The sequence below is a fragment of the Simplicispira psychrophila DSM 11588 genome (assembly GCF_000688255.1).
Classification (GTDB): domain Bacteria; phylum Pseudomonadota; class Gammaproteobacteria; order Burkholderiales; family Burkholderiaceae_C; genus Simplicispira; species Simplicispira psychrophila.
In genome coordinates this window covers 240,041-257,337 of the sequence record NZ_JHYS01000002.1, presented here as the reverse complement: position 1 = coordinate 257,337, position 17,297 = coordinate 240,041, and the positions used below count along the sequence as shown (strand labels likewise).

General features: G+C 63.1%; 17 protein-coding genes. 10 read left to right on the top strand and 7 right to left on the bottom strand.

The features are described 5' to 3' along the window. Positions 1-69 precede the first annotated feature (69 nt). Positions 70-1,506, top strand: coding sequence for a pyruvate kinase (gene pyk / locus Q390_RS0103245; RefSeq protein ID WP_027994786.1), 1,437 nt, complete (start codon positions 70-72; stop codon positions 1,504-1,506). Here pyk and Q390_RS0103240 read toward each other — a convergent pair. Next, positions 1,499-2,224, bottom strand: coding sequence for a phosphatase PAP2 family protein (locus tag Q390_RS0103240; RefSeq protein WP_027994785.1), 726 nt, complete (start codon positions 2,222-2,224; stop codon positions 1,499-1,501). The two genes, pyk and Q390_RS0103240, sit on opposite strands and share 8 nt — an antisense overlap. Before the next feature lie 79 nt (positions 2,225-2,303). Here Q390_RS0103240 and Q390_RS0103235 point away from each other — a divergent pair, with 79 nt between their 5' ends. The 9 genes from Q390_RS0103235 (at position 2,304) to Q390_RS0103195 (ending at position 11,917) form a co-directional block, all read left to right on the top strand. After that, complete coding sequence (locus tag Q390_RS0103235) at positions 2,304-3,014, top strand: response regulator transcription factor (RefSeq protein WP_027994784.1); 711 nt, start codon at positions 2,304-2,306, stop codon at positions 3,012-3,014. Then, positions 3,011-4,411, top strand: a complete 1,401-nt coding sequence (locus tag Q390_RS17365; protein WP_037472030.1) for a histidine kinase dimerization/phospho-acceptor domain-containing protein — start codon at positions 3,011-3,013, stop codon at positions 4,409-4,411. Before Q390_RS0103235 ends, Q390_RS17365 begins: the two co-directional genes overlap by 4 nt. 73 nt (positions 4,412-4,484) lie before the next feature. After that, positions 4,485-5,549 (top strand): class II fructose-bisphosphate aldolase, encoded by a 1,065-nt coding sequence (fba, locus tag Q390_RS0103225; protein WP_027994783.1) that lies wholly within the window; start codon positions 4,485-4,487, stop codon positions 5,547-5,549. A gap of 205 nt (positions 5,550-5,754) precedes the next feature. Beyond that, positions 5,755-6,870 (top strand): Re/Si-specific NAD(P)(+) transhydrogenase subunit alpha, encoded by a 1,116-nt coding sequence (locus Q390_RS0103220; protein ID WP_027994782.1) that lies wholly within the window; start codon positions 5,755-5,757, stop codon positions 6,868-6,870. 50 nt (positions 6,871-6,920) lie between these two features. Then, entirely contained in the window at positions 6,921-7,616 is a 696-nt protein-coding gene (locus Q390_RS0103215) for a hypothetical protein (RefSeq protein WP_211250406.1), read from the top strand. Positions 7,617-7,637: 21 nt separating this feature from the next. Continuing rightward, a complete protein-coding gene (locus tag Q390_RS0103210) occupies positions 7,638-7,976 on the top strand; it encodes an NAD(P) transhydrogenase subunit alpha part 2 (protein WP_027994780.1) in 339 nt (112 codons plus the stop codon). Beyond that, the gene (locus Q390_RS0103205) at positions 7,973-9,412 is read left to right on the top strand and encodes an NAD(P)(+) transhydrogenase (Re/Si-specific) subunit beta (RefSeq protein WP_027994779.1); all 1,440 of its coding nucleotides are present in this window, start codon (positions 7,973-7,975) and stop codon (positions 9,410-9,412) included. The genes Q390_RS0103210 and Q390_RS0103205 overlap by 4 nt, the downstream gene beginning before the upstream one ends. A 79-nt stretch (positions 9,413-9,491) precedes the next feature. Next, complete coding sequence (locus Q390_RS0103200) at positions 9,492-11,171, top strand: long-chain-fatty-acid--CoA ligase (RefSeq protein WP_027994778.1); 1,680 nt, start codon at positions 9,492-9,494, stop codon at positions 11,169-11,171. Continuing rightward, positions 11,168-11,917: a 5'-methylthioadenosine/adenosylhomocysteine nucleosidase gene (locus Q390_RS0103195; RefSeq protein WP_027994777.1), complete on the top strand. Its 750-nt coding sequence runs from the start codon at positions 11,168-11,170 to the stop codon at positions 11,915-11,917. Before Q390_RS0103200 ends, Q390_RS0103195 begins: the two co-directional genes overlap by 4 nt. 39 nt (positions 11,918-11,956) lie before the next feature. Here the strand turns inward: Q390_RS0103195 and Q390_RS0103190 are convergent, their stop codons facing one another. From Q390_RS0103190 to Q390_RS0103165, 6 genes are read right to left on the bottom strand one after another with little or no spacing between them, the layout of a single operon-like run. Next, on the bottom strand, positions 11,957-12,364 hold the full coding sequence (locus tag Q390_RS0103190) for a DUF3717 domain-containing protein (RefSeq protein WP_027994776.1): 408 nt from the start codon (positions 12,362-12,364) through the stop codon (positions 11,957-11,959). Positions 12,365-12,389: 25 nt separating this feature from the next. Beyond that, complete coding sequence (locus tag Q390_RS0103185) at positions 12,390-13,268, bottom strand: HpcH/HpaI aldolase/citrate lyase family protein (RefSeq protein ID WP_027994775.1); 879 nt, start codon at positions 13,266-13,268, stop codon at positions 12,390-12,392. Further along, on the bottom strand, positions 13,261-14,358 hold the full coding sequence (locus Q390_RS0103180; RefSeq protein ID WP_027994774.1) for a cysteine protease StiP domain-containing protein: 1,098 nt from the start codon (positions 14,356-14,358) through the stop codon (positions 13,261-13,263). Before Q390_RS0103180 ends, Q390_RS0103185 begins: the two co-directional genes overlap by 8 nt. Next, on the bottom strand, positions 14,355-15,101 hold the full coding sequence (locus Q390_RS0103175) for an HAD family hydrolase (protein ID WP_027994773.1): 747 nt from the start codon (positions 15,099-15,101) through the stop codon (positions 14,355-14,357). The genes Q390_RS0103180 and Q390_RS0103175 overlap by 4 nt, the downstream gene beginning before the upstream one ends. Then, positions 15,079-16,275: a phosphoribosyltransferase domain-containing protein gene (locus tag Q390_RS0103170; RefSeq protein WP_027994772.1), complete on the bottom strand. Its 1,197-nt coding sequence runs from the start codon at positions 16,273-16,275 to the stop codon at positions 15,079-15,081. Before Q390_RS0103170 ends, Q390_RS0103175 begins: the two co-directional genes overlap by 23 nt. Beyond that, entirely contained in the window at positions 16,272-17,297 is a 1,026-nt protein-coding gene (locus Q390_RS0103165) for an ATP-grasp domain-containing protein (protein WP_027994771.1), read from the bottom strand. The genes Q390_RS0103170 and Q390_RS0103165 overlap by 4 nt, the downstream gene beginning before the upstream one ends.

Genomic DNA, 17,297 nt, shown 5'->3' with positions numbered 1-17,297 from the left:
TGGCAATAAGGGCGCTCAGGACACCCCTTCCATGTAAAAATTGAAACTTGATTACCTAAGGAGCTTTCCATGACGCTGCGCCGTGCCACCAAGATCGTTGCCACCCTGGGCCCCGCCTCCAGCGACCCGGCGTTGCTGGAGCAAATGATTTTGGCCGGAGTGAATGTGGTTCGACTCAATTTCAGCCACGGCAGCGCACAAGACCACATCGACCGCGCGGCCAGCGTGCGCGCCGCCTCCCAGCGCGCCGGGCGTGAGGTCGCCATCATGGCCGACCTGCAGGGACCCAAGATCCGCGTGGGTCGGTTTGAGCAGGGAAAAATTCAGCTGCTGCAAGGCCACTCTTTTATCCTTGATGCCTCGCGCACGGAGCTGGGTGATCTGGCCGGCGTGGGCCTGGATTACAAGGAATTGCCGCGCGATGTGAAGGCTGGCGACATCTTGCTGCTCAACGATGGCCTGATCGTGCTCAGGGTTGAGGCGGTGCGCGGCGAAGAAGTGCACACCACAGTACGTATTGGTGGCGAGCTGTCCAACAACAAGGGCATCAACAAACAGGGCGGTGGTCTGACGGCGCCGGCACTGACGGCCAAGGACATGGACGACATCCGCACCGCCATGGATTTCCAGGCCGACTATGTCGCCGTGAGCTTTCCCAAAAACGCCACCGACATGGAAATGGCGCGCCAACTGTGCAACGTTGCCGCCGCACAGTACCGGCACAAGCCCGGCCTAATTGCCAAAATCGAACGCGCCGAAGCCATTCCACACCTCGAAGCCATTTTGCGCGTGAGCGACGGCATCATGGTGGCACGTGGCGATCTGGCCGTGGAAGTGGGCAATGCCGCCGTGCCGGCACTGCAGAAAAAGATGATCCGCATGGCGCGTGCCATGGACAAAGTCGTCATTACTGCGACGCAGATGATGGAAAGCATGATCACCAATCCGGTGCCGACCCGCGCCGAAGTCAGCGACGTGGCCAACGCGGTGCTCGATGGTACCGATGCCGTAATGCTCAGCGCCGAGACCGCTGCAGGCAAATATCCGCTGGAAACGGTGGAAGAAGTCGCCAAAATCTGCGCGGCGGCCGAGGCCGCCGAAGACAGCCAGCAGGACGCCACTTTTGCGGGCAGGACGTTTGGCCGCATTGACCAGTCGATTGCCATGGGCGCGCTGTTCACCGCGCACCACCTGGGCGCCAAAGCCATCGTCGCCATGACCGACAGTGGGGCCACCGCTTTGTGGATGAGCCGGCACCGCATCCACATTCCGATCTACGCCCTCACACCCAAGGTGGCGACGCAGCGCAAGATGGCCATGTACCGCAATGTACGACCGCTGCTGATGGACACCAGCGCCGACCGCGACACCGCCCTGGAGCAGGCCGAAGGCCACCTCAAGAGCCGCAACATTGTGCAGACCGGCGACGTGTATGCCATCACCTGCGGCGAGCCCATGGGAGCCCCTGGTGGTACCAACATGCTGAAAATCAGCCGCGTCAGCTAAGACCGCGGTGGGGGGTGGCAAGGCGCTGGCGCAGTACGCCAGCCATTTGATTGGCTCCCCAGCCACTGATCCAGCACAGCCAGCCGGTCCAGAGCGTATGGCTCATGAAATGGGCGCCACGCACCTGCTGGGCAACACCCAAAATCAGACCCGCCACCAGCGCGCCAGCCAGACACCAGCGCGCGGCGTGCGGCTGGCGCCGGCGCAGGGCAAAGTAACCGCCCAAAAAAGCGAAACCGGCCGAGGCATGGCCCGCCGGAAAGCAGCGCCCGCCACCACCATCCAACACACCCAAAGCCCAGTGCGAGGCATAGCGCGCCACACCGCCAAACTCCGCCAGATCCCAGGGACAACTGGTGCTGCTGAGGTTTTTCAGCACACTCACCACCCCCAAGGCCAACAAAGCACTCAAAGCCCATTGCAGACGCTCCCCCAGGTCAATGCGCCGCAATATCCCTGTTGGCCACCACACCCCCAGGGCCAGAAACAGCACCAGCAGCCAGGCCAGGCGGCGGGGACCCTCGTGCAATACCTGCACAAAAAACCATTGATGGCGCATCGGAAAACCGCTGTCATTGCCAAAAACATGGGCCAGCGCACGATCCAGGCCGAGGGCATCCCAAGCCAGCAGGCACAACAAACTGGCTACCGTCCAAGCCAGATCAGAGGAAAGCGTGAAACGGTGAAGACGGGCGGGTAAGAGGTTCGAGCGCTGCATGGAGCGCACGATAGGCAGGCGGGCTTAACCGCGTCTTAATACCGCCACGCTGGTACGGCGAGATGGCGACAATGCCGAAATGCGAATTCTTGTAGTCGAAGACGATCCCGGCATTGCCAGCGGGCTGTGCAGCAACCTGCGCCAACGCGGTTATGCGGCCGATGTGTGCGATAGCGTGGCCAGCGCCTGGAGCGCCTTGCGCGCCGAATATTTTGATGCCGTACTGCTTGATCTGGGGTTGGCGGATGGCGATGGCAGCGAGTTGCTCCGCCGCCTGCGCCTGAGTGCGCCGACCAGCGGCACGGCGACGGCAATAGCGCCACTGCCCGATCCGTCAACCCCAGTGCTCATCGTGACAGCGCGTGACCAAGTCCATCAGCGCATTGCCGGGCTGGACCAGGGCGCCGACGATTACCTGACCAAGCCATTTGATGTGGATGAACTCGACGCCCGCTTGCGCGCCTTGCTGCGCCGAGCGGCAGGTCGGGCATCGCCGACGATTCGCTACGGCGAGATCGAAGCCGATCCGGCGGCGCGGACGGTGCGCCTGAGCGGAAAACTGATCGACATGTCACCGCGCGAATTTTCTGTCTTGCTGGTGCTGCTGGAGGCACGCGGACGGGTGCTATCGCGCCAGCAGATCGAGGAGCGCTTATACAACTGGCAGTCGTCGATTGACAGCAATGCGATTGAAGTACATATCCACCACCTGCGCCGCAAACTGGGCAGCAGTTGCATCCTGACCATGCGCGGGGTGGGTTATTTCATGCCCTGGGAGAACCCCGCATGAGCCATGCCCGCGATGAGGCGACCGGGCGGCCCTCGCTGACCCGGCGCCTGCTGCTGTGGTCGCTGGGCGCGCTGGGGCTGGTGTGGCTCAGCTTTGTTGTGCTGGGTTACCAGACTGGCATCGAAGAAGCCGACGAACTCACCGACGGACACCTGGCCAGTGTCACCGCCTTACTGCTCAATGTGGGTACCACGCAAGAAATGGAGGCAGCGCAGACCACCCCGCGCCGCGACCTGCCGGGGCTGAAAAAGCACGACTACCAGCAATCGCTGAGCGTGGTGGAATGGGATGCGCAAGGGCGCTTGCTGCTGCACACCGGCGCCGCCCCGCTGCCGCTGTTCAGCGCAGCAGAAGGTTTTGCCGATCTGCCACTGGGCACGAATGCCACCACCTGGCGCAGCTTCTCGCAGTGGGATACGGCGCACAGCCGCAAGATCATGGTGTTGCTCGATCTGAACGAACGCGACGACTTGGCACACGACATTGCCGGACAGATGATCGAACCCGGCCTGTGGTTGCTGCCGGTGGTGGCGCTGGCGCTGGGTTTGGCCCTGCGCCGGGGCTTGCAGCCGCTTTATGCACTATCGCACGACGTCACCGCGCTCGACGCCAGCAGCGGGCAGCGCCTGGCATCACGCCACGCTTGGAGCGAATTCGAACCGGTGGTGGCCTCCATCAACACCCTGCTAGATCGCCAACGTGATGCGCTGGCGCGGGAGCGCCGCCTGGCACATGAAGTGGCACATGAACTGCGTACACCGTTGTCCTCGATCTCGCTGCAGGCCAGCGCTTTGCGCGGTGGTCTGCAGGGCGACGCCCAGACCCAGGCACTGGCACGCATCGGGCAAGACGCCTTGCGCGCCGGCCATGTCCTAAACCAGTTACTCGCACTAGCCCACACCAGCCGGGCGCAAATGCATGAGACGGCTGCCCCGGTGGATCTGGCGGCAGTGGCACGCACGGTGTGCGCCGACCATGCGCAAGCCGCCTGGAAACGCGGCGACCAGATCGCAGTCATCGGGCCCACGCAGTTGATGGTGCAGGGACACGCTCTGCTGCTCGACATGGCGCTACGCAATTTGCTGGAAAACGCCCTCAAGCACACCCCAGCGCACACCTGCATTGAATTGCAGCTGGGCCGGAACGCCGAGGATGCCGCCTGGGTGCAGGTGTGTGACGACGGCGCACGCGCCTGCCATGGGCCGGACGGAGATCAATCCGCTGCCGTGTCCAAGGCGCAAACCGCCGCCGCAGACAGCCTGCACCTGGGGCATGAAATCATCAAGCGGGTAGCCCTGGCCCATGGCGCGCAGTTTGGCTCGGTGCCGGCGCCAGCGCCTTTCACTACCTGTTACCGCATCGCATTTACCCCCTTGGAGCCAAGCACGGCCGGGTAAACTCGCCAGACACCAAGCGGTTACCAAGCGGTTACCAAGTACCCGTCCGACCCCCCTCTGAAAGGATCCACCCATGTCTCTCGTCTCAATGCGCGAACTGCTCGACCATGCTGCTGAAAATGGCTATGGCATTCCAGCGTTCAACGTCAACAATCTGGAGCAAGTGCAGGCCGTCATGGCGGCGGCCGACGAAACAGGGTCTCCAGTCATCTTGCAGGCCAGTGCAGGCGCACGCAAGTACGCCGGCGAATCCTTCATCAAGCACCTGATTCTGGCCGCAGTCGAAGCCTATCCGCACATCCCGCTGGTGATGCACCAGGACCATGGACAAAGTCCCGCCATCTGCCAGGGCGCGATTGATCTGGGTTTCTCCTCGGTGATGATGGACGGCTCGCTCGAAGCCGACGGCAAGACCATTGCCAGCTACGAGTACAACGTTGAAGTGACGCGCAAAGTAGTCGCTATGGCGCACCAAGTCGGCGTCACGGTCGAGGGCGAACTGGGCTGTCTGGGCTCACTGGAAACCATGCAGGGCGATAAAGAAGACGGCCACGGCACCGACGCCGTGATGACGCGCGAGCAACTGCTGACCGATCCCGAACAGGCCGCCGATTTCGTCAAGCGCACCCAACTCGACGCCCTGGCGATTGCCATCGGCACCAGCCACGGCGCCTACAAATTCTCGCGCAAGCCCACCGGCGATATTCTGGCCATCGATCGCGTGCGCGCCATCCATGAGCGCATTCCCAACACCCACTTGGTAATGCATGGTTCCTCGTCGGTGCCCCAAGACTTGCTGGCCATCATCAACCAGTACGGCGGCCAAATGAAAGAGACCTACGGCGTACCGGTGGAAGAAATCCAAAAGGCCATCCAGTTTGGCGTGCGCAAAATCAACATCGACACCGATATCCGCCTGGCCATGACCGGCGCCGTACGCAAATTCCTAGCAGAAAATCCGGACAAATTTGACGCGCGTGAATGGCTCAAGCCAGCCCGCGAAGCCGCCAAGGCCATCTGCAAGCAGCGCTACCTCGAATTCGGCTGCGAAGGCCAAGCCAGCAAAATCAAAGGCTACAGCCTGAAAGATATCGCGGCGCAATACGCGTCCGGAGCGCTGGCACAAGTGGCGCGCTGACGTTGTCCTCGGCGCTGATCACAGCGCTGGCGCACTCTGCTCAGAACCCGGTAGCCATACAGCTATCGGGTTTTTTTGTGGGGATCAAAAAAATAGAGGCAGAGTTCCCTCACCAGTCAGCAAATTTTCAAGCCTCAAAATTTCTTCATGTAAGCTCAGGGTCAGTAAGCGATACCCCTGACATTTCAAAAAACGAGGAGACAACATGTTGATAGGTGTGCCTGCCGAGACCATGCCGGGAGAGACGCGGGTGGCCGCGACCCCGGAGACGGTCAAGAAACTCAAGGCCCAGGGCCATACCTTGCGCGTGCAGGCAGGCGCGGGCATTGCTGCCAGCGTCACCGATGCCGCCTACGCTGCGGCTGGCGCAGACATCGTGTCGCAAGCCGAGGCTTGGGCGACAGATTTGCTGCTCAAAGTGCGCTGCCCGACGCCCGCCGAGGCGCCCCAGTTGCGTGCCGGCAGCACAGTGGTCGGCATGCTCAACCCGTTTGATGCCGCCGGCCTGCAACTGCTGGCCACAGCCGGCGTCACCGCCTACGCGCTGGAAGCCGCACCGCGCACCACCCGCGCGCAAAGCATGGACGTGCTGTCCTCGCAGGCCAACATCGCCGGTTACAAGGCGGTAATGATGGCCGCCGACCGCTACCAGCGTTTTTTCCCGATGCTGATGACCGCCGCTGGCACCGTCAAGGCGGCGCGCGTGGTCATTCTGGGCGTCGGCGTAGCCGGTCTGCAGGCCATTGCCACCGCCAAACGCCTGGGCGCGGTGATCGAAGCCTCGGACGTGCGCCCCAGCGTCAAAGAGCAGGTCGAATCGCTCGGCGGCAAATTCATTGACGTACCCTACGAAACCCAGGAAGAAAAAGACGCTGCTGAAGGTGTCGGCGGCTACGCCCGTCCGATGCCGCAAAGCTGGCTGGACCGACAAAAGGCCGAAGTCGCCAAGCGCGTAGCGCTGGCCGACATCGTCATCACCACCGCGCTGATCCCCGGCCGCGCCGCGCCGGTGCTGGTGACCGAAGACATGGTCAAGTCGATGAAGGCGGGCTCGGTGATCATTGACCTTGCCGCCCCGCAAGGCGGCAACTGCCCCCTGACCGAAGCCGGACAGACAGTCATCAAACACGGCGTGACGCTGGTGGGTGAAACCAATCTGCCCGCGCTGGTGGCGGCCGATGCCTCGGCGCTGTATGCGCGCAACGTACTCGACTTCCTCAAGCTGGTGCTCAACCAGGAAGGCGCCTTGCACATGGACTTGGAAGACGACATCGTCGTCGCCTGCCTGATGGCGCACGAAGGCACGGTGCGGCGCAAATGAGGCGCGTGCCGGGTTTGACTTCTGCCGGCAGCATCTGCGTATGGGCTGCCATGGGTGCACTCACCGCCTGTGCGCCATTACAGACTACGCCCGCACCCGTCCCCGTAGGCCGTGCCCAACTGGTGCTGCCGCCCGGCGAGTGGGTAGATCTGGGGGCCTCTGATCAGGCCTTGACCTTGCTGCCGGAAGTCGGTGCCACCCTGCCTTTGCAAACCCGGACCGTCGGGCTGCGCGGGCCGGACAGCGCCTGGCTGGCGGTGCTGCAAGTACAAACCAACCACACCAACTACCCGCACCCGGAGATCCGCTGGACAGACACCTGCCCGGCGCAGCAAGGGGTATGGGTCGAAGATGCCACTGCCGTGACTACCGCCAAAGGCACCCTCACCAGCCACGTACGCATCGACTGCCTGCGCTTCAAACGCCTCGCCAATTACGAGGGCTGGATGGAGAAAAACCAGCCGGTACTGGCGCAGTGGTTGAGCAGTCACAGCGCGGCGCCCAACCTGCCGTATGCGCACCTGCACTACCGCTACGCCACGCAAGGCGGCGCCTATGTCGATATCCAAGCCGTGGTGGACCAGCGCCTGCTGCGCCCGCCCACCAGCAACAACCAGGAATTCCTAGCGGCCGGTCGTCCGGGCCAGGCCTGGAGTCACGCCCTCGCCCTCGCCGGACGCCAAAGCACGGCCTTGCTGGACGGCATGCTGGCCGTTCCTCCTTTCCCCATCGCTCTATCCCATTAAGACAACAAGAGGTACATCGCCATGGATCTGGTTTCCCCCACCCTCATGAATCTCATCATCTTCGTGCTGGCCATTTACGTTGGCTACCACGTCGTCTGGACCGTCACCCCGGCGCTGCACACGCCGCTGATGGCCGTCACCAATGCCATCTCGGCCATCGTCATCGTCGGCGCTATGTTGGCCGCCGCCTTGACTGAAACCACGCTGGGTAAAAGCATGGGTGTGCTGGCGGTCGCGCTGGCGGCCGTCAACGTCTTTGGCGGGTTTTTAGTCACGCGTCGCATGTTGGAAATGTTCCGCAAGAAAGAAAAGAAAGTCGCCCCCGCAGCGACAGCAGTGGCTGAAGGAGGCCAAGCATGAGCATGAACCTTGTCACGCTGCTGTATCTCATCGCCAGCGTCTGCTTCATTCAAGCGCTCAAGGGGCTGTCGCACCCGACCAGTTCGATCCGCGGCAACCTGTTCGGCATGATCGGCATGGCGATTGCTGCGCTGACCACCGTCGGGCTGATCTACAGCCAGGCGCAACTGCTGAACATTCCCTTTGGCACCGGTATGGCCTACGTGCTGGGCGCGCTGGTGGTCGGTGGCGGTGCGGGTGCCTACATGGCACGCAGCGTCGAGATGACCAAGATGCCCGAGCTGGTGGCGTTCATGCACAGCATGATCGGCTTGGCTGCGGTGTTCATCGCCGTGGCGGCGGTGGCCGAGCCTTGGGCGTTCCACATCGTCGCCAAGGGCAATCCGATTCCTGCCGGCAACCGGCTGGAGTTGTTCCTGGGTGCCGCGATTGGCGCCATCACCTTCAGCGGCTCGGTGATTGCCTTCGGCAAGCTGTCCGGTAAATACAAGTTCCGTCTGTTCCAGGGCGCGCCGGTGCAGTTTGGCGGCCAGCACATGATCAACTTGGTGCTGGGCTTGGCCACCGTCGGCTTCGGTTTGGTGTTCATGCTGACCGAAAACTGGACCGCCTTCTTCGTCATGCTGACCCTGAGCTTTGTGCTCGGCGTGCTGATCATCATCCCGATTGGCGGCGCGGATATGCCAGTGGTGGTATCGATGCTCAACAGCTACTCCGGCTGGGCGGCAGCGGGGATTGGCTTCAGCCTGAACAACTCCATGCTGATCATTGCTGGCTCGCTGGTCGGTAGCTCGGGCGCGATCCTGAGTTACATCATGTGCAAGGCCATGAACCGCTCGTTCTTCAACGTCATCTTGGGCGGCTTTGGTGGCGAGGCCAACGCCGCCGTGGCGGGCGCGGCCAAAGACCAGCGCCCGGTCAAGACCGGCAGCGCCGACGACGCCGCCTTCGTGCTGGGCAATGCCGAAACCGTGATCATCGTGCCCGGCTACGGTCTGGCCGTGGCGCGCGCGCAGCACGCCGTGAAAGAGTTGGCAGCCAAGCTGACCGAGAAGGGCATCACCGTCAAATACGCCATCCACCCGGTGGCAGGACGTATGCCCGGCCACATGAACGTGCTGCTGGCCGAGGCCGAAGTGCCGTATGACCAAGTGTTCGAGATGGAAGACATCAACGGCGAATTCGGTCAGGCCGACGTCGCCATCATCTTGGGTGCCAACGACGTGGTGAACCCGGCCGCGCACACCAAAGGCAGCCCGATCTACGGCATGCCCATTTTGGAGGCGTACAAGGCCAAGACCATCATCGTCAACAAGCGCTCAATGGCCTCAGGCTATGCCGGCCTGGACAACGAACTGTTCTATATGGACAAAACCATGATGGTGTTCGGCGATGCCAAGAAGGTCGTCGAAGACATGGTCAAGGCCATTGAGTAACTAGCGCGACGGCGCACCCGCAAGCACTGGGCGCGCTGCTCTGGGAACCAGACAAACGGAGATTTCAAGGATGAACGACATGACTGAGCGCCCCTGGCTCGCGGCCTATCCGCAGGGGGTGCCCGCTGACGTTGACACCACGCAATACCCCTCTCTCGTGGCGCTGATGAATGAGGCGTTTCGTCAATACAGCACGCGCGTCGCCTACAGCTTCATGGGCAAGGATGTGACGTTTGCTGAAACCGATGTCCTCAGCCGTGCCATGGCAGCGTATTTGCAAAGCGTTGGCCTGGTCAAGGGCGACCGCGTGGCGCTGATGATGCCCAACATGCCGCAATATCCGGTGGCCGTGGCTGCCGTGCTGCGCGCCGGTTTGGTGGTGGTCAACGTCAACCCGCTCTACACACCGCGCGAACTGGAGCACCAGCTCAAGGACTCCGGCGCCAAAGCCATCATCCTGATTGAAAATTTTGCCAGCACGCTACAGCAGTGCCTGGCCAACACCCCCATCAAACACGTCGTGCTGTGCGCCCTGGGCGACCAGCTGGGCTCGATCAAGGGGGCGCTGATCAACTACGTGGTGCGCAACGTCAAGCGCATGGTGCCGGCCTACCACCTGCCCACAGCCGTGCGCTTCAACCAGGCCATCGTCCAGGGCGAGCGCGGCAACTTCAAGCCGCCCGACCTCAAACCCGATGACATTGCCCTGCTGCAATACACCGGCGGGACCACCGGCGTCAGCAAAGGCGCGGTTTTATTGCACCGCAACATCCTGGCCAACGTGCTGCAAGCCGAAGCCTGGAATGCTCCCGTGATGCAAAGCGTCCCCGCCGATCAGCAGCCGACCAGCATCTGCGCGCTGCCGCTGTATCACATCTTTGCCTTCACGGTGAACATGATGCTGAGCATGCGCACCGGCGGCAAAACCATCCTCATTCCCAACCCGCGCGACCTGCCGGCGGTGCTCAAAGAGTTGTCGCGCCACACCTTCCACAGTTTCCCGGCCGTCAACACCTTGTTCAACGGCTTGGCCAACCACCCTGATTTCTCTAGCGTCAACTGGAAGAACCTGAAGGTCTCGGTGGGCGGCGGCATGGCGGTACAAGGCGCCGTGGCCAAGTTGTGGCTAGAGAAAACCGGCTGCGCCATCTGCGAAGGCTATGGCCTGTCAGAAACCAGCCCGACGGCCAGTTGCAACCCGGTCACCAGCAAAGAATTCACCGGCACCATCGGCCTGCCCTTGCCCAATACTTTCTTCAAGCTGCTCGACGACGAAGGCCGCACCGTCACCGCCTTGGGCCAGCCCGGCGAAATCGCCATCAAAGGCCCGCAAGTCATGGCCGGCTACTGGCAGCGCCCCGATGAAACCGCCAAGGTCATGACCGAAGACGGCTACTTCAAAACCGGCGATATCGGCACCATGGACGAGCGCGGCTTCTTCAAGATCGTCGATCGCAAAAAAGACATGGTGCTGGTCAGCGGCTTCAACGTCTACCCCAATGAGATCGAAGAAGTCGTGGCCCAATGTCCCGGCGTAATGGAATGCGCCGCCGTCGGCGTGCCGGACGAAAAATCCGGTGAAGCGGTGAAACTGGTGATCGTGAAAAAATCACCCGACCTGACCGAAGCCGACGTACGCACCTTCTGCAAAGCCCGTCTGACCGGCTACAAACAGCCCAAAACCATCGAGTTCCGTACTGAATTACCCAAAACCCCGGTGGGCAAAATTCTGCGCCGCGAGTTGCGCGACAAAAAATGACCACTGCCCTCCTCAGCGCCTTACCACAAGAGCAGTCGGGCCTGTTCGCCGCCTTGCAGCAACCGGTGCGCGTGCAGCACGCCGGGCGCCACTTCACCAGCGGCGTACTGCACGGCCAGCCGGTGGTGCTGGCACTGTCAGGCATTGGCAAAGTGGCGGCCGCCACCACGGCGACCGCACTGATCGAGCGCTTTGGCGCCAGGCGCATCGTTTTCACCGGAGTGGCTGGTGGTGTCGGCGACGGCGTCAACGTGGGCGATGTGGTGGTGGCACACAGCTATGTGCAGCACGACATGGACGTTTCACCGTTGTTTGAGCGCTGGCTGGTACCCGGCTACGCCAGCGCCTGCCTGCCTTGCGACCGCGACCTTTCCGCTCTTCTTTCAGGAGCTGTCAGCGCATATCTGCAAAGGCTTGGACGCCCATTTGACTCCAAAAATGACTCGCCGCGCTTGCACCAAGGGCTGATGGCCAGTGGCGACCGCTTCGTCAACTGCCCCGAGGTATCGCAAGCCCTGCGCACCCCGCTGCTGGCGGCGGGCCACGACGTGCTGGCGGTAGAAATGGAAGGCGCTGCCGTAGCCCAGGTGTGCGTGGACTATGGCCTGCCATTTGCCGCCATGCGCACCATCTCCGACCGCGCCGACGCCACCGCGCATGTGGACTTTGCCGAATTCATCGACACCGTGGCCAGCCACTATGCCGACCACATCGTGCGCCACCTGCTGCAATCACTCCCTCATTGATAGCTATCACCGCACACCACACAAAGGCTTGCAGCCGATTTAAGCCTCAACGGCCCGTTCGGCATAGCGGTTAAAGCGCCAAGCGGTGCCCTGCTGAGTAATGCGCTGCCAGGTGGCGCGCTTGGCGACGGCGTCCATGGCCGGCCAGTGCTGCACCTCGGTAAAACTGCGCCCGCAGCCCTTGCACCAGTCGTCTCCCTGGCTGGTCGAGCACATCGCAATGCACGGCGTATCGGGCGTGCTGTCGTACCAAGCGTCCCAAGCAGCGCGCGCAGCGGCAGACAGGCTGGCCGCATCCACCTGCTCTTGGTGCGCGTAAACCAAGCGGGCATAGACCTCGGCCAGTGCGCGCAGGGGCGCGGCCAGCGCTACGCCATCGGGCGACGGCATCCGCGCGCGCCAGTAGTTGATGGCGGCTTCGATGTCGGTGATGTGGATGGCAGCCATGGATTTTTTCTGCCCTGATGCACCGCTACGCCGTACCGTAATGCTGTTCGGCCTGGACCACCGACAGTGCCCAATTGCGGTGCGTCGTCGGCTCGCACATGGCGTTGTCGAACTGGAACACCCCGGCAGCGTCGGGGTCGAGGATGCGCCGAGCAGCAGCCAAATCGCTGTGGCGCGCGCTGTAATAGCGCTCAATGCGCGGCACCTGATCGGGGTGGATGGCGGTCTTGCCAGTCAGGCCGTGCAACAAATCCTGGCGCACCTCGCGCTCCAGCGTGGCGTCGTCGTCCAAATATTCAAACACCGGCGCGGACAGCCGAAACCCATACGGCTTGAAAGTCGTGACCAAGCGGGCGATGACCGCACCCACCGGGGTTTCGTACAGCGTATGGCCGCGTTGGCGGCGCAAGCCCAGCAGGCTCAGCAGGTCGTTGCCGCCAATGCGCAGCACCAAAATACGTGCGCGCCAAGCGGGCTGCTGCAACACCAGCCGCAGGCGCAGCAGCTCGTGGTCATCAAACACCTCGACGCTCTCCAAGGTCGGCATCAGGCTGTGCTGGGTGGCGCTGAGCAGGTGCATGTACTGCGGCATGTTCAGCGCCGTCGCCTTGGGTAGCACAAAACCGTCGATGTGCTGGATACCGGGCAGGGCGAGCACCTGCTGCAGCACCTCGGGCGAGCGCACGCGGATAAAGCGCTGGCGCTGCGCTTCAGGGCGCAGCGCCAGCAGCGCTACGGCCAGGTTGGCCAGCGCCCCCGGCAGGTCGCGCGGGTGGACGGCGTCTTCGGTGCAAAAAATCACCGAGCGCACCTGTTCCAGCTTTTCGCCGGCAGCAATGGCCGTCAGTTGGGGATGGGTGGCGGGCACATACAAACTAGCGCCCAAGTTGTCCGCGTTAGGCATCCTGCACACTCCGAATGACAGACACAGCGTGGTAGGGCAGGTCAGCGCGCACCTGCACCGCCACCGATTTTTCGTGGGCCAGCACCAGCAGGTGCTGCACATCTTCGGCCTGGGCGTCCCGCACCAGCAATTGGCGCGGCAAGCGCCGCAACAACACGCGGGTGGCTTCACCAATACCGGGCTTGATCAAGTTGGCGTCTTGCACACCTTGGCGCACCAATTCGCTGGCCATAAAGGCCTGCGATTGCGCAGCGAGGGCTGCGCGGTCGGCCGGTGCCGGCTCGGGCATGCCCTCCGCCGCAAAGATCGCCATTGCGGCCGCGACGATGTCATCGACAAACCAGCAGGACAGATCGGCCTCAGCAAACTCGCTGAACCACACGCAACCATGAAAATCGTTCGGGCCGATGGCGCTGTTGAGAATCGAGCGGCTGACCAGCCCTGAAATGGTGGCGTTGAGGATGGAGGAAGGGATCAGGTAGTCGTCGCCCGAAGCAGCACACAATGCGCTCCCGGCCAAGTCAGACAGCACGTACAGGCCGCTCTCGATCTGCACTTGGCGGCGGTGGTTGTAGGCCTGTATGAAACGCTCCAGCTCGCGACTGATGACGCCCTTACCAGTCCAGCCATCGACAAAAGCCAGCGCACTGGGCGCATGGCCGTGCGCCAGAATGTGGTCGAGGGCGTTGGTATCAATGCCCCGGTCGCGCACGATAGACACCGAGTAATGCGCCACTGGCGCGCCGGTGCAGGCACGCAGCAGCTGCGCCACGATGGCGCCCACCGGCGTACCGGCCCGGGCCAGCGACACCAGCACCGGTGCCGGCCCGTGGCGGCGCGCAATCAGGCTGGCCAACACCAGGCAATCGCGCGCCATGCGCTCGCGGTTCAGGGCGTGGGCCCGCGCAAACAGGGCGCGGTAGGCCGGCGAGGGCAGCGTCTCCGGCGTGAGCATCTCGCTGTAGTGGCGCGCACCGCTTTGAATCAGGCTTTCTTTGTCGGCCACGGTCTCGGTCTGGGCTTGCGACAAGGCCAAAGGCTTGAGCAAAAATTCGACGTCCTGCGGACGGTAGCTGCCGTGAAAGCTCATAGCGCGGCCATGCGGGCGTGCGCAATTTGACTGGCGCTGGGCACAATCATGTATTGGCATTCGTTCATGAAGGCCAAGTCCACCAAGCTGTCGCCCATGCCAAAAGTGACCAGATCCGGATGGCGCTGCGCCAGGGACTGTTTGACCCAGGCCACGGCATGGCTCTTGTCCAGCCAAGGCGGCAGCAAGGCCACGTTATTGCCGTTGCGGTGCAGCCGAAACCCCGCAAACTCCTCGCAGAGGGTGGCGCAGTACGCCGCTACGGCCTCAATGTCCTGCAGCTGGTTGGTAGGCGATTTGATGACGATATAAAACGCCACACCGTGGTCGCTGATGGTGCGCACCGACAGCGCCAGTGCCGCGCTGCGGCAGTGCTCCAGCAGGCGCTGCTCCAGCGCAGACAAGGCCGCCAAGGAGCCCGCCGACGCGCGTTGGCTACGCTCTAGCCACACGGCATCGATCTGCCCTTGGGCATCCAGCACCGTGCCGCCGTAATTCAAAATGGCCGCGCTGCGAAAGTCGATCCGCACCCGGCTAAAGGCATTGAGATTGCGCGCCGTCACTGGCACCACCTCCATCTCTTGCTGCAACATGTGCAGCACCGACTGCTGCGCCGCACTGGCGTAAGAGATGGGCTGACCATCTTTCAAGAACGCCAGCGGCACACAACGCGGCGTCGGCGCGTGCTTGCGGTCGCTGTGGAACAAGGTGTCGTCCAGGTCAACAAAAAGCACTTTGTGCAAGGTGGTCTTCCGATATGAAGTGAACAAGGCGCGCACGCCAGCGCTGCGCCAGCGCCTGCAGCGCTGCCGATGGCGGTGCTTCGTGGCACAGCAACACATGGTCGTAGTCGCTGCGCGTGAAGTTGTAAAGGTAATTGGCAATGCCTTCGCCATATGGGTCGTCAAAGCACTCGGCGTGCGTGATCGGCCCCCAAGGCAGGATCGGCGAGCGCGTGGTGGACTGCAGCCGCACCTGGGCGCCGGTCTGCTCGGCCAGGGCGCGCCCGAGCACAAAAGCCGGATGCATGAATTCCCCGGTGCCCAGCACCAAGACCCGCTCGCCCGCTGTGATGCCCGCAGCCAGCGGGGCCAGCGCAGCCGGCGTCAGGCGCAGCGGCCCACTGCGTCCCAACCGACCGAAGCCCCTGTCGTGCAACGAGGGCTCCTGGCCCAGCGCGGCTTGCGCCAGCGGTGCCTCGGCTGCGCCAGCAGCGCTGCTGGCGGGCGTGAAAGACCACGCGCCTTCGAGCAGCGCGCCGGTGGTGACCGGGCGCCCGATGCGTGCGCTCAGGCTGGCACGCGCCGGCCCGGAAAAATCGGTGATGCAGGCAATGTGTACCTGCTCAATGCCCGGCGCCTGTTCAAAGCAGGTGTGCGCCAAGTTGACAAAGGTGTTGCCGGTACTGATTTCGTCGTCCACCAACACCAGCGCGCGCGCGCCGACAAACTGCGCGTGCAATAGCGGATCGGTGGGCACGTGCAAGAACACCTGCGGCGCGTGGCTGTGGCTTTCTTCAAAGGCTAGCGCTTGCGCGCCGACAGCGCGGTAACGGCTGGTGTGCAGGTACAACGCCGGGGTGCCGGGGTGCTGGCGCTGCCAAGCCTCAAACACGCCTTGGCCCAGCCCGGTCGCCGTCTCGGCCATGCCGATGAACAGCACTGGCCCCGACTGCGCAGCCGTATCAATATCAATGCGCTGGGCGATGCGTTCGTGGCAGTCCTGCACCACCGACGGGGCGACTGGCAGGTGCTTGGCCAACACACGGCTGAGAAACAGAAAGGCGCGGCGCGGGTTGTTGCGTGCGCCCAGCCAGAATAATTCCTCGGCGGGCAGATCGCTGCGTTCAATCGCCAGGTGCAGCGTCCCGGCGGGCAGAGAGTGCGAGACAGGGGCAGCCGCAGGCACCGCGCTCATGGCAGCACCGTGGCCTGGTTCACTTCACCGACGCGCAAGCCCTCGGCAATCGTCCCGATCTCCAGCCCCTCGTAGCCCTGCGCAAAGCCCTGTAAACCCAGCCACGGCAAATTGGGACCGGCCAAACAGGCCATGGCAATGCCACCCGACATGCGCGCATTGACTTCCAGCAAGCCCGGCCCTTGCTCGCCATCGCGAAACTGGATATTGAGATAGCCGCTCAGCCCAAACTGCGCCACGATGCGCGCGCACGCCTCTTGCAAGTCCGCGCGCATATCGATGCACTGGCCCTGGCCCGGCGCGGTGCCCTTGCGCCGCGCCACCGCGCAGCGCAGCACACCGGCATCGGCCACACAGTCCACGCTGTACTCGGCCCCGGGCAGGTATTCCATCACCAACAGCGGCGCCCAAGTGGGCACTTGACCGAGCATGAAGCGCAGCGTCGGCAGGTCAATCTGGTAGTCCATGCCGCGCAGCAGCACATCCATGGCCGAGACATCGGTCCGGATGCGCCGAAACCCAATGCCATACACGCCCACCGCTGGCTTGATACACACCTGCGCATGGCGCGCTGCCAACATGGCAAACGCCGCATCAAACTCCGCCAACGTGTGCACGGTCAAAGACTCGGGCGCTGGCGCGGACGGGCAGTCCACCGCCGCATAAAAACGTGCTTTGTCGTCCAGCAACGCCAGCGTGGCTGCATCAGCGGCGGCCAGCAGGCGCGTGCCTTGGGCGGCAAAGCGCGCGCGCTGGGCCACCAGGGCCTGCACGGCTTTGCTGGGCACCAAAATGTCGATGGCGTGCTGGCGGCACATGTCCAGACACCAATCCACATAATCTGCGGTCGCCAAGCCAGCGGGCTCGGTCCAATAATGGTCGGCCACCAGCGCCACCAACGCTTGCGGGTGGGCGCCACTGGCCCACAGCGTCACGGTCTGCGCGTGCTTATCTGCCCCCTGGCGAATCAAACGCAGCGCCGTGTGCAGCGACGAAAATCCTTTATTGAACCAAACACGCAT

What these genes read in the sequence shown, in the direction of transcription:
- pyk (WP_027994786.1), top strand. Translation starts at nt 70, where the DNA reads ATGACGCTGCGCCGTGCCACCAAGATCGTTGCCACCCTGGGCCCCGCC.
- Q390_RS0103240 (WP_027994785.1), bottom strand. Translation starts at nt 2,224, where the DNA reads ATGCAGCGCTCGAACCTCTTACCCGCCCGTCTTCACCGTTTCACGCTT.
- Q390_RS0103235 (WP_027994784.1), top strand. Translation starts at nt 2,304, where the DNA reads ATGCGAATTCTTGTAGTCGAAGACGATCCCGGCATTGCCAGCGGGCTG.
- Q390_RS17365 (WP_037472030.1), top strand. Translation starts at nt 3,011, where the DNA reads ATGAGCCATGCCCGCGATGAGGCGACCGGGCGGCCCTCGCTGACCCGG.
- fba (WP_027994783.1), top strand. Translation starts at nt 4,485, where the DNA reads ATGTCTCTCGTCTCAATGCGCGAACTGCTCGACCATGCTGCTGAAAAT.
- Q390_RS0103220 (WP_027994782.1), top strand. Translation starts at nt 5,755, where the DNA reads ATGTTGATAGGTGTGCCTGCCGAGACCATGCCGGGAGAGACGCGGGTG.
- Q390_RS0103215 (WP_211250406.1), top strand. Translation starts at nt 6,921, where the DNA reads ATGGGTGCACTCACCGCCTGTGCGCCATTACAGACTACGCCCGCACCC.
- Q390_RS0103210 (WP_027994780.1), top strand. Translation starts at nt 7,638, where the DNA reads ATGGATCTGGTTTCCCCCACCCTCATGAATCTCATCATCTTCGTGCTG.
- Q390_RS0103205 (WP_027994779.1), top strand. Translation starts at nt 7,973, where the DNA reads ATGAGCATGAACCTTGTCACGCTGCTGTATCTCATCGCCAGCGTCTGC.
- Q390_RS0103200 (WP_027994778.1), top strand. Translation starts at nt 9,492, where the DNA reads ATGACTGAGCGCCCCTGGCTCGCGGCCTATCCGCAGGGGGTGCCCGCT.
- Q390_RS0103195 (WP_027994777.1), top strand. Translation starts at nt 11,168, where the DNA reads ATGACCACTGCCCTCCTCAGCGCCTTACCACAAGAGCAGTCGGGCCTG.
- Q390_RS0103190 (WP_027994776.1), bottom strand. Translation starts at nt 12,364, where the DNA reads ATGGCTGCCATCCACATCACCGACATCGAAGCCGCCATCAACTACTGG.
- Q390_RS0103185 (WP_027994775.1), bottom strand. Translation starts at nt 13,268, where the DNA reads ATGCCTAACGCGGACAACTTGGGCGCTAGTTTGTATGTGCCCGCCACC.
- Q390_RS0103180 (WP_027994774.1), bottom strand. Translation starts at nt 14,358, where the DNA reads ATGAGCTTTCACGGCAGCTACCGTCCGCAGGACGTCGAATTTTTGCTC.
- Q390_RS0103170 (WP_027994772.1), bottom strand. Translation starts at nt 16,275, where the DNA reads ATGAGCGCGGTGCCTGCGGCTGCCCCTGTCTCGCACTCTCTGCCCGCC.
- Q390_RS0103165 (WP_027994771.1), bottom strand. Translation starts at nt 17,297, where the DNA reads ATGCGTGTTTGGTTCAATAAAGGATTTTCGTCGCTGCACACGGCGCTG.